Here is a 10212-nt window from a genome sequence, read left to right as displayed (position 1 = left end):
GCCTGTGGACAGGCGAAGCCGCGGCCGGACTCGCGGCAGAGTAGTGCAGGAATGTTATGCTGCATACAGCATACTTGCTTTCGCGCGCGCCGGCATGATAGGTCGGGAGCAAGCAACCGGCCGTGGCCGGCCTCGGGAGGACGAGATGGACATCAAGGCGCAGGCTTACTTGCCGGTGATCGCGGTCGCGATGGGCGACCCTTCCGGCATCAGCCCCGAGCTCACCGCCCGCATCCTGGCCGAGCCCGATCTCGGCAAGGCCGCCCGCTATGTCGTCTTCGGCGACTATCGCCTGTTCCAGCTTGGCGCCGACGATGCCGGCCTGACTCCGGACCTGCATGTCGTCGGCGACGGCGATGCCTTGCCGGTCGATGCTGGCAAGCCTGTTTTCGTCGATCTCAAGAACCACGATCCGGCTGATCTCCAGCGCGGCAAGGCGACGCTCGCCGGTGGCAAGGCGGCGACCGACAATTTCCGCCGCGCGCTGCGCCTCGCCGCCTCCGGCAAGGCCGATGCGGTGTTCTTCACACCCTTCAACAAGGCGGCGATGCGCTTCGCCTATCCCGGCTATGACGACGAGATTCGCTTCGTGCGCGACGCGATCGCGTTCGAGGGGCCGGCCAGCGAGTTCAATGTGCTGGAGAAGCTCTGGAACGCCCGCGTCACCTCGCATATCCCGCTCTCCGAAGTGGCGCAGAACATCACGCAGGAGCGCATCCTGCGGGCGCTCGACCTGGCCGAGAAGAACCTGCGCGCCGCCGGCTTCAATCCGCCGCGCATCGCGGTGGCCGGAATAAACCCCCATGCCGGCGATGGCGGCAATTTCGGCCGCGACGAGATCGAGACGATCGAGCCGGCGGTGAAGACGGCCAAGGCCAAGGGCTATGTGGTCGAGGGGCCGTTCCCGTCCGACACGGTGTTCCTGCGCGCCAAGAACGGCGATTTCGACGCCGTGCTGACCATGTATCACGACCAGGGCCAGATCGCGATGAAGCTGATGGGCTTCGATCGCGGCGTCACGCTGATCGGTGGCTTCCCGTTCCCGATCTGCACGCCGGCCCATGGCACGGCCTATGAGATCGCCGGCAAGGGGATCGCCAATCTCGGCGCCACCCGCGCGGCGCTGTCGCTCGCGATCAAGATGGCGAGCGAGGGCAAGGCGGCACGCAAGGCCGCCTGAGCGCCCGTCCCAGCGGCCGAAAAGAGCCGCTCCGTTTCAATAATCACCTAGGGAGAGACAGTATGAAACGTTTCTGTATCGCGGCTGGCGTCGCGCTCGCCTCCGTCATTGCCGCGGTGGTTCCGGCCGCGGCCTGGCAGCCGACCAAGCCGATCGAATTCGTCGTGACCTCGGGCCCCGGCGGCGGTACCGACAACTTCGCCCGCATCGTCCAGTCGATCATCACCAAGCACAAGCTGATCGAGCAGCCCGTCGTCGTGCTCAACAAGGGCGGCGGCAGCGGCGCCGAGGGCTACATCTATGGCAAGGGAGCCAAGGGCGACGCCCACAAGGTCGTCTTCGGCACCAACAACGCCTATCTGCTGCCCTACGTCGCCAAGCTCGGCTACAAGCTCTCCGACCTGACGCCGGTCTCGGCGCTGGCGCTCGACGAGTTCCTGATCTGGGTGAAGGGCGACGCGCCCTTCAACGACGCCAAGGCCTATGTCGAGGCGGCCAAGGCCAAGCCCGGCAGCTTCAAGATGGCCGGCAGCCAGTCCAAGGACACCGACCAGACGCTGACCGCGATGATCCAGGAGGCGACCGGCGCCAAGTGGATCTACGTACCCTTCCAGGGCGGTGGCGCGGCAGCGACCCAGCTCGCCGGGGGCCATGTCGATTCCAACACCAACAACCCGAACGAGAACATCGGCCAGTGGAAGGCCGGTCAGGTGAAGCCGCTCTGCGTCTTCTCGCCGGTGCGCCTCGCCAAGAGCGACCCGATCCATGATGGCAAGGGCTGGGGCGACATCCCGACCTGCAAGGAGGCCGGCCTGCCGCTCGAGGCTTTCCAGATGCCGCGCACCGTCTGGCTGCCCGCCGAGGTCCCGGCTGACGCCGTCGCCTTCTACGCCGACGTGATGGAGAAGGTCAGCAAGACGCCGGAATGGGCCGAGTTCATCGCCCGCACCGCGCAGACCGCCCGCTTCATGAAGGGCAAGGAACTCACCGACTTCGTCGCCAAGGACGAGGCGGCCAACGCCAAGGTCTTCAAGAACGAAGGCTGGGTCGTCAACTGACCTCGCCAACCTCCGGTCATCCCGGACAAGCCGCGTAGCGGCGCTGATCCGGAATCCATGCCTGAACCGTTCCGGCATGGGTCCGGGGTCTCCCTTCGGTCGCCCGGGACGACATGGTCGGGCTGGGCGTCCGACGTTTGAAGGAGGAAAGCCGATGATCAGCCGTTTTCAGGCCGAGATCGCGACAGCGCTGGCGACGCTCGCCTTCGGCCTCGTCATCGTCAACGGCGCCCGCGAATTCGGCATCGGCTGGGATTCCTCCGGCCCGCAGCCCGGCGCCTTCCCGTTCTATTGCGGCCTGCTGATTGCGCTCGCCAGTGCGGGCACGATCGCAACGACGATCGGCCGGCGCATGGGCGGCTCGGCGGCGCTCGCCGGCATCTTCCTCGACAAGGAGCAGGGCAAGCGCGTCCTTGCCTTCTTCGTGCCGATGCTTGCCTTCGTCGTGCTCAGCGTCACGCTCGGCATGTATGTCGCGATGCTGCTCTACCTCGTCTTCACGATGCGCTTCCAGGGCCGCTACGGCTGGCTGCCCTCGCTCGCGACGGCCTTCGGCACCGCCGCCTTCTTCTATTTCGGCCTCGAGAAATTCGCTCAGGTCGGCCTGCTCAAGGGGCCGGTCGAAGCGATGCTCGGCCTCTGAACCTGCGAGCCGGAGCCTTCCATGGAAAACTTCGCCTCGCTTCTCCACGGCTTCGAAGTCGCGCTGACGACCCATCACATCGCGCTGATGTTCGCCGGCGTGCTGCTCGGCATCCTGGTCGGCGTGCTGCCGGGGCTGGGCGCGCCGAACGGCGTCTCGCTGATGCTGCCGTTGACCTTCAGCATGGACCCGGTCTCGGCGATCATTTTGCTGACCTCGCTCTATTGGGGAGCGCTGTTCGGCGGCTCGACCACCTCGATCCTGTTCAATATCCCGGGGGAGCCGTCCTCGGTCGCCACCACCTTCGATGGCCACCCGATGGCCAAGCAGGGCAGGGCAACGGAGGCGCTCTCCTTTGCCTTCCTCTCGGCCGGCATCGGCGCCATGGCCGGCGTCATCCTGATCACGCTGCTCTCGGGCTGGGTCGCACGCTTTGCACTGAAATTCTCCTCGCCGGAGTATTTCGCTGTCTATTTCATGACCTTCGCCAGCTTCGTCGGCCTCGGCGGCGCTTCCCCGTTCAAGACGATCGTCTCGATGGCGATGGGTTTCGCCTTCGCCTCGATCGGCATGGATTCGGTTTCGGGCAATGTCCGCCTGACCTATGAGTTCGACGTGCTTCTTGCCGGTGTCAGCTTCCTGATCGCGGTGATCGGCCTGTTCGGTCTCGGCGAACTGCTGCAGACCATGGAGGAGGGGCTTCGTTTCGACGGAGTGAAGGCCAGGGTCAGCCCGCGCGACGTGCTCGCCACGGCGCTGAAGCTGCCGCGCTATTGGCTTGCTCTGCTGCGCTCCAGCATCATCGGCATCTGGATGGGCATCACGCCGGGTGGCCCGACCGCGGCGTCGTTCATGAGCTACGCCATGGCCAAGCGCTCCTCTCGCAATCCGGAGAAGTTCGGCAAGGGCGAGCCGGAAGGTGTGATCTCGCCCGAGACCGCCGACCATGCCGCCGGCTCTTCGGCCATGCTGCCGATGCTGGCGCTCGGTATCCCGGGTTCTGCGACTGCCGCGGTGATGATGGGCGGCCTGATGATCTGGGGCCTCAACCCCGGCCCGATGCTCTTCGTCGAGCGGCCCGATTTCGTCTGGGGCCTGATCGCCTCGATGTATCTCGGCAACGTCGTTGCCGTCATCGTCGTGCTGGCGACCGTGCCGCTCTTCGCCTCGATCCTGCGCATCCCGTTCTCGATCATCGGGCCGGCAATCGTCGTGGTCTGCTTCATTGGCGCCTATACCGTCGGCAACAAGCAGTTCGACATCTGGCTGGCGCTCGCCTTCGGCATCGTCGGCTATCTCTTCAAGAAGCTCGACTATCCGATCGCGCCACTGGTGCTGGCCATGGTCATCGGCGACAAGGCAGAGGACGCCTTCCGCCAGTCGATGATCTTCAGCCAGGGCTCGCTCTCGATCTTCTGGTCGAACGCCCTGGTCGCGAGCCTGATGGCGATCGGCCTCGCGCTCCTGCTCTTCCCGCTGATCGGTTCGACGAGACGTGGCATCCGCAAGCTGGTGACGGCCCGCGCAGCCAAGGCGTGAGCCAGACGCACTGCCGGAGCCTGGATGCCGACGCTATGGTGAGCCGTCCAGAACCGAGCCGAGGGCGGAGCGCCGATGACAGACTCGAGACTGCGCGCCATCCAGGCCGACATCACGACGCTTCCCGTCGACGCCATCGTCAATGCCGCCAACAACACGCTGCTGGGCGGGGGCGGCGTCGATGGCGCGATCCACCGCGCAGCGGGGCCGGAGCTCCTGCAGGAATGCCGCAGGCTCGGCGGCTGCCAGACCGGCGACGCCAAGCTGACGAAGGGCTATCGCCTGCCGGCGCGCTTCGTCATCCATACGGTCGGGCCGGTCTGGCAGGGCGGCGGCCAGAGCGAGGCGGAGTTGCTGGCATCCTGTTATCGCCGCTCCCTTGCGGTCGCGGCCGAAGCGGGCGCGCGAACCATCGCCTTTCCGAGCATCAGCACCGGTGTCTACGGTTATCCGGTCGCGCCCGCGGCGAAGATCGCCGTGGCGACGGTTTCTGCCGCCCTGAAGAACGGGGCCGTTTTCGACCAGATCGCCTTCTGCAGCTTCTCGCCCGAGGATCTCGCCATATACCAGCGCGAGCTCGCCGAAGCCGGCGCCCCGCGGGCGCAATGAGCTCAACCCTTTCCCATCAGCAAAAGCCGAGGTCTTGCCATGAGCGAACCCTATAAGGGCATCATCCCGATCGCGCCGACAATCTTCCATGAGAACGGCGACGTCGACCACGAGGGCAACCGCCGGGTCATGGACCTGATGGTCGACCAGGGCGTAGACGGCATCTGCATCCTCGCCAATTTCTCCGAGCAGTTCCTGCTGACCGACGCCGAGCGCGACGAGGTGATGCGGCTCTCGATCGAGCAGGTGGCGGGCCGGGTGCCGGTCTGCGTCACGACCTCGCATTTCTCGACCCGTATTGCCGCTCAGCGCGCCAAGGCCGCCGCCGATGCCGGCGCCAAGATGCTGATGATGATGCCGCCCTATCACGGCGCGCTGCTCAAGGCCGACGAGCAGGGCATGATCGAGCACTTCAAGATCGTGGCGGATGCCTGCGGCATCCCGATCATCCTGCAGGACGCACCGCTCTCCGGCGTGACGATGACCGTGCCCTTCATGGTCAGGCTCAACAAGGAGGTACCGCTCGTCCGCTACTTCAAGATCGAGGTACCGGGTACGGCGGGCAAGCTGCGCTCGCTGATCGAGGCCGGCGGTGACGCCATCGTCGGCCCATTCGACGGCGAAGAGGCGATCACGCTGATGGCCGATCTCGACGCCGGCGCCACCGGCACGATGACCTCGGCGATGATCCCCGATTTGATCAAGCCGATCCTGGCCGCCCATGCCTCGGGCGATCGCAAGCAGGCGGCGGCGCTCTATGCCCGCGTGCTGCCGATCATCAACTACGAGAACCGGCAATGCGGCCTGCGCTCGGCCAAGGCGGTGATGAAGGCGGGTGGCGTGATCAAGTCGGACGCCGTCCGCCACCCACTGACGCCGCTGCATCCGCAGACGCGCGAGGGCCTGCTCGAGCTCGCACGCGAACTCGATCCGCTGGCTCTGCGCTGGGGCAAGTAGCCCAGTTGGTACCGCTGCCCGTCGCGCAGGCGGGCAGCGTCGATCAATAGGCTCCGATGCCGCCGGAAGGCGGCGGCAGGTTGCCTCTGCGATCCTTGGTGATGAACTCCGGCGTCACCAGAAGCATCCGGGACAGCCAGGAAGAGTAGGCGGCAAGCAACTCCATGACGGCACGCATAAGACGCCTCCACGATTGCGGAGGCGATCCTAGCAGAAAAATGCGCTGTTTGCCGGCGAATTCTGCAGGTCAGGCCTTCGTCCAGACCGCGAGCTCGTAACCGTCCGGGTCGGCGAAATGGAAGCGTCGGCCACCGGGGAAATCGAAGGCCGGCTTGACGATCCGGCCGCCGGCCGCCTCGATGCTCTCCTGCACGGCGGTGAGGTCGTCGGCATAGAGAACCACCAGCGGGCCGCCGAGCCTGACCGTGCCGATCGTGGTGAAGCCGCCCTCCAGCCGGCCATCGGCGAAGGCGCAATACTCCGGGCCGTAATCCGTCATCGTCCAGCCGAAGGCCTTTTCGTAGAAGGTGCAGGCGCGCGGGATGTCGGCGACGACGAATTCGACATAGTCGATGCGGCGGTCATTGCTCGCTGCGGACATGGCTAGGCTCCTTACGATCGACAGAGTCAGCCTTCTATGGCGCATGGACGCGGCCAGCCAATGGCAGCAACGAGGGCGAATCTCCATGCAATGTTGTGATGCGCAACGTAACGGAAACGCGTTGGCATGCTCGTGCTGCACGCCCTATCGTGCAGACACACGTTTCTCGCTCCGGAGCCCGTCATGACCGCAACCGCCAGGCGCGGCTACGCGCCGGAGATTATCGTCGCTGCCGGCTGTCTGATCGCGCTGATCAGCTTCGGCCCGCGCGCCAGCGCCGGCCTCTTCCAGATCCCGATGACCTCGCAATATGGCTGGGGCCGCGACATCTTCAGCCTGGCGCTGGCGATCCAGAACCTGCTCTGGGGCCTGGGCGCGCCCTTCGCCGGCGCGCTCGCCGACCGCTTCGGCATGGTGCGGGTGCTCTGCGTCGGCGCGCTGCTCTATGCCGCCGGTCTCGTGATGATGGCCTATGCCTCGACGCCGCTGCAGCTCCATCTCGGCGCCGGTGTGCTGATCGGCTTCGGGCTCTCGGCCTGCTCCTTCAACCTGATCCTTGCCGCCTTCGGCAAGTTGCTGCCCGAGCAATGGCGCCCGCTCGCCTTCGGCGCCGGCACCGCGGCCGGTTCCTTCGGCCAGTTCCTGTTCCCGCCGATCGGCAACATCCTGATCGAGACGCTCGGCTGGCAGCAGGCGCTGATCGTCTTCGCCTTCACCTTGCTGCCGGTGATCCCGCTCTCGGTGATGCTGGCGACACGCAGCACGAGCCAGCCGGCTGCTGCGCCTGGCGCCGTTGCCGCGCCGAACCAGAGCATCGCGCAGGCGCTAGCCGAGGCCTTCAGGCACCGCTCCTATGTCCTGCTCGTGCTGGGGTTCTTCACCTGCGGCTTCCAGCTCGCCTTCATCACCGTGCATATGCCGGCTTATCTCAAGGACACCGGCCTTCCGGCCTGGGTCGGCGGCTGGACGCTGGCGGCGATCGGCCTCGCGAACGCGGTCGGCTCGCTCGGTTCCGGCTGGCTGACCGCGCGCATGCCCAAGCGCCATCTGCTCGCCTGGATCTATCTCGGCCGCGCCGTCGCCATCGCCGCCTTCATCCTGTTGCCGCCGAGCCCGATGACCGCGATCGCCTTCGGCATCGTCATCGGCGTATTCTGGCTCTCGACCGTGCCGCCGACCTCGGCGCTGGTCATGCTGATGTTCGGCACCAAGTACATGGCGATGCTCTACGGCTTCGCCTTCTTCTCGCATCAGGTCGGTGGCTTCCTCGGCGTGCTGCTCGGCGGTATCCTCTACGAGCAGTTCGGCTCCTATAATATCGTCTGGTGGCTCTCGGTCGCGCTCGGCGTCACCTCGGCGCTGATCAACCTGCCGATCGTCGAGAAGCCGGTCGCGCGCGCTGCGCCGCAGCCGGCCTGACCAAAGGCGCACCGGCTTGCCGCTTGCAGGCGGCGGCCGGGCGCGCCACTCCTAGGGAGAGTTCGATCGCTTCCGGGAGTGAGTTCATGTCGACTTTCAAGGCCCTGATCGCCAGCAAGGGCGAAGCCGGCACCAGCGTCGCCTTCGGCGAGTTCGCCGAGGCCGACCTAATGGAAGGCGACGTCACCGTCCGCGTCACCCATTCGACGCTGAACTACAAGGACGGCCTCGCCATCACCGGCCGCGCACCCGTCGTGCGGCGCTGGCCGATGATCCCCGGCATCGACTTCGCCGGCCGGGTCGAGACCTCTGACAATCCCGAGTTCAAGCCCGGCGATCTCGTCATCCTCAATGGCTGGGGCACGGGAGAGACGCATCTGGGCGCCTATGCCCAGAAGAGCCGGGTCAAGGGCGACTGGCTGGTGCCGCTTCCCGAAGGCATGACGCCGGCTGAGGCGATGGCGATCGGCACCGCCGGCTACACAGCCATGCTCAGCCTGCTTGCGTTGGAGCGTTACGGCGTGAAGCCGGCTGACGGTCCGGTCGTCGTCACCGGCGCGGCCGGCGGCGTCGGCTCGGTCGCGACCGCGCTACTCGCCAAGGCGGGCTGGCATGTGATTGCTTCGACCGGCCGTCCCGAGGAAGCGGATTACCTCAAGGGCCTCGGAGCCGCCGAGATTATCGACCGGGGCGAGCTCTCCGGCCCCGGCCGCCCGCTCGGCAAGGAGCGCTGGATCGCCGGGGTCGATGCGGTCGGCTCGCATACGCTCGCCAATGTGCTGTCGACGACCAAATACGGTGGCGCCGTCGCCGCCTGTGGCCTGGCTCAGGGCATGGACCTGCCGGCCTCGGTTGCGCCCTTCATCCTGCGCGGCGTCGCGCTGCTCGGCATCGATTCGGTGATGTGCCCGAAGCCACGCCGGCTCGAAGCCTGGCAGCGCCTCGCCCGTGATCTCGACCGCGACAAGCTTGCAGTAATCACCACGACGATTCCGCTGGAGGATGTCGTCGAGACCGGCCGCGCCTTGCTCGACGGCAAGGTCCGCGGCCGGGTCGTCGTCGAGATCGGCTGAGATTCAGCCTGTCCCTTCGAGCTGCGCCTTGCGCTTGGCGAGCTCGCCGCCGACGAAATCCATGAAGGCGCGTACCCGCGGCGCATGCCTGATGTCGGGATGGGTCAGGATCCACAGACCGGTCGAGAAATCCGGGTCCGGCGGCAGCAGGCGGACGAGCCCCGGCCGCTGGTCGGCGATGAAGCAGGGCAGGGGGCCGATGCCGATGCCCTGCTCGACCGCTTCCGTCAGGCCGAGCACGGCCGAGGAGCGCAGTGCGATCCGTTCGGCCGGGACATGGTCGCGGACATAGCGGGCCGCCTTGACGTAGCCGAGTGGGTCGCCGAGCGCGACCCAGTCGCGCTTGAACAGCAGCTTCGGCTCGTGCGCCTCGGCCTCCGTGGTCGGCGCATCGGCGCGGGCATAGACCGCCCAGTTCAGATTGGCGAGGCGGCGGCCGACCAGCGTCTCGCCTGGTGAATCGCTGGCGCGGATAGCGACGTCGGCATCGCGGCGCGACAGGTTGAGCGTCTGGCTCGCCATGACGACGTCGAGCCGGATCAGAGGATGCGCCGCCCGGAACGCCGCGAAGATCGGCAGCAGTGCATGCAGATAGAGCGTGTCGGTGGTGGTCACGCGCAGATCGCCTGAGGGCGCGAGGTCACGGCCCGCCAGCCGGCGCCCGAAGGCGGTGACGTCGTCGTCGATGCGCGAGGCGAGCGTGGTCATCTCCTCGCCGGCCGAGGTTGCGACATAGCCGGTCTTGCGCCGCTCGAAGAGGGCGTGACCGAGCTGCTCCTCGATCTGGCCGAGCCGGCGGAACACCGTCGAATGATTGACGTTGAGCGCAGCGGCTGCGCCGGTCAGCCCGCCGGCATCGGCGATCGCCTTGATCAGGCGGAAATCATCCCAGGCGAGCTTCGACGTCGACAACGCGCATTCTCCGGCAAACCTGCGCGCAGCATTGCCGGATCTTGCGCAATTGCAAGCGGCTACAAGCGATGATGCGGGCGATGCCCTTGAGCATGCGTATGCTGGAGCCGCGACCCGTCCTCTCCCCCCTTGTGGGGGAGAGCTAGAGAGGGGGGTAGTCAGCTGTGAGGCTGATCATCGGCGAAACCACGACGCCGATCACCCAGTCACCCCTCCCAACC

The 10212-nt window shown here is 66.6% G+C and carries 11 protein-coding genes; 8 read left to right on the top strand and 3 right to left on the bottom strand.

The features are described from left to right. Window positions 1-145: 145 nt before the first annotated feature. From ACQKLX_RS29590 to ACQKLX_RS29565, 6 genes are all read left to right on the top strand, one after another. The gene (locus tag ACQKLX_RS29590) at window positions 146-1180 is read left to right on the top strand and encodes a 4-hydroxythreonine-4-phosphate dehydrogenase PdxA (protein ID WP_427365138.1); all 1035 of its coding nucleotides are present in this window, start codon (window positions 146-148) and stop codon (window positions 1178-1180) included. Window positions 1181-1242: 62 nt separating this feature from the next. Beyond that, the gene (locus ACQKLX_RS29585; protein WP_427365137.1) at window positions 1243-2238 is read left to right on the top strand and encodes a Bug family tripartite tricarboxylate transporter substrate binding protein; all 996 of its coding nucleotides are present in this window, start codon (window positions 1243-1245) and stop codon (window positions 2236-2238) included. A 154-nt stretch (window positions 2239-2392) separates the two neighbouring features. Next, on the top strand, window positions 2393-2881 hold the full coding sequence (locus tag ACQKLX_RS29580) for a tripartite tricarboxylate transporter TctB family protein (protein ID WP_427365136.1): 489 nt from the start codon (window positions 2393-2395) through the stop codon (window positions 2879-2881). 21 nt (window positions 2882-2902) lie between these two features. Then, window positions 2903-4420, top strand: coding sequence for a tripartite tricarboxylate transporter permease (locus ACQKLX_RS29575; RefSeq protein WP_427365135.1), 1518 nt, complete (start codon window positions 2903-2905; stop codon window positions 4418-4420). Between the two features lie 75 nt (window positions 4421-4495). Further along, window positions 4496-5029: an O-acetyl-ADP-ribose deacetylase gene (locus ACQKLX_RS29570; protein WP_427365134.1), complete on the top strand. Its 534-nt coding sequence runs from the start codon at window positions 4496-4498 to the stop codon at window positions 5027-5029. A gap of 39 nt (window positions 5030-5068) precedes the next feature. Further along, window positions 5069-5986: a dihydrodipicolinate synthase family protein gene (locus ACQKLX_RS29565; protein WP_427365133.1), complete on the top strand. Its 918-nt coding sequence runs from the start codon at window positions 5069-5071 to the stop codon at window positions 5984-5986. 43 nt (window positions 5987-6029) lie between these two features. On the opposite strand, the gene ACQKLX_RS29560 is transcribed toward ACQKLX_RS29565, so the two are convergent. Both ACQKLX_RS29560 and ACQKLX_RS29555 read right to left on the bottom strand, forming a co-directional pair. Further along, window positions 6030-6164, bottom strand: a complete 135-nt coding sequence (locus tag ACQKLX_RS29560; RefSeq protein WP_326873459.1) for a hypothetical protein — start codon at window positions 6162-6164, stop codon at window positions 6030-6032. Window positions 6165-6233: 69 nt separating this feature from the next. Next, window positions 6234-6587 (bottom strand): VOC family protein, encoded by a 354-nt coding sequence (locus ACQKLX_RS29555; RefSeq protein WP_427365132.1) that lies wholly within the window; start codon window positions 6585-6587, stop codon window positions 6234-6236. A 183-nt stretch (window positions 6588-6770) separates the two neighbouring features. Here ACQKLX_RS29555 and ACQKLX_RS29550 point away from each other — a divergent pair, with 183 nt between their 5' ends. Both ACQKLX_RS29550 and acuI read left to right on the top strand, forming a co-directional pair. Then, window positions 6771-8006, top strand: coding sequence for an MFS transporter (locus ACQKLX_RS29550; RefSeq protein ID WP_427365131.1), 1236 nt, complete (start codon window positions 6771-6773; stop codon window positions 8004-8006). Between the two features lie 86 nt (window positions 8007-8092). Then, window positions 8093-9079, top strand: coding sequence for an acrylyl-CoA reductase (NADPH) (gene acuI, locus ACQKLX_RS29545; RefSeq protein ID WP_427365130.1), 987 nt, complete (start codon window positions 8093-8095; stop codon window positions 9077-9079). A 3-nt stretch (window positions 9080-9082) separates the two neighbouring features. Here the strand turns inward: acuI and ACQKLX_RS29540 are convergent, their stop codons facing one another. Beyond that, window positions 9083-9991: a LysR family transcriptional regulator gene (locus ACQKLX_RS29540; RefSeq protein WP_427365129.1), complete on the bottom strand. Its 909-nt coding sequence runs from the start codon at window positions 9989-9991 to the stop codon at window positions 9083-9085. Window positions 9992-10212: the final 221 nt, after the last annotated feature.

Source organism: Allobosea sp. NPDC003192, assembly GCF_050275675.1.
Classification (GTDB): Bacteria; Pseudomonadota; Alphaproteobacteria; order Rhizobiales; family Beijerinckiaceae; genus Allobosea.
Note: the sequence above shows the minus strand (reverse complement) of the source record. Positions and strands in the feature narration are given on the sequence as shown.

Excerpts from the sequence above, each read along its gene's own strand:
- acuI (WP_427365130.1), top strand. The coding sequence starts at position 8,093 with ATGTCGACTTTCAAGGCCCTGATCGCCAGCAAGGGCGAAGCCGGCACC.
- ACQKLX_RS29590 (WP_427365138.1), top strand. The coding sequence starts at position 146 with ATGGACATCAAGGCGCAGGCTTACTTGCCGGTGATCGCGGTCGCGATG.
- ACQKLX_RS29560 (WP_326873459.1), bottom strand. The coding sequence starts at position 6,164 with ATGCGTGCCGTCATGGAGTTGCTTGCCGCCTACTCTTCCTGGCTGTCC.
- ACQKLX_RS29555 (WP_427365132.1), bottom strand. The coding sequence starts at position 6,587 with ATGTCCGCAGCGAGCAATGACCGCCGCATCGACTATGTCGAATTCGTC.
- ACQKLX_RS29575 (WP_427365135.1), top strand. The coding sequence starts at position 2,903 with ATGGAAAACTTCGCCTCGCTTCTCCACGGCTTCGAAGTCGCGCTGACG.
- ACQKLX_RS29550 (WP_427365131.1), top strand. The coding sequence starts at position 6,771 with ATGACCGCAACCGCCAGGCGCGGCTACGCGCCGGAGATTATCGTCGCT.
- ACQKLX_RS29570 (WP_427365134.1), top strand. The coding sequence starts at position 4,496 with ATGACAGACTCGAGACTGCGCGCCATCCAGGCCGACATCACGACGCTT.
- ACQKLX_RS29565 (WP_427365133.1), top strand. The coding sequence starts at position 5,069 with ATGAGCGAACCCTATAAGGGCATCATCCCGATCGCGCCGACAATCTTC.
- ACQKLX_RS29580 (WP_427365136.1), top strand. The coding sequence starts at position 2,393 with ATGATCAGCCGTTTTCAGGCCGAGATCGCGACAGCGCTGGCGACGCTC.
- ACQKLX_RS29585 (WP_427365137.1), top strand. The coding sequence starts at position 1,243 with ATGAAACGTTTCTGTATCGCGGCTGGCGTCGCGCTCGCCTCCGTCATT.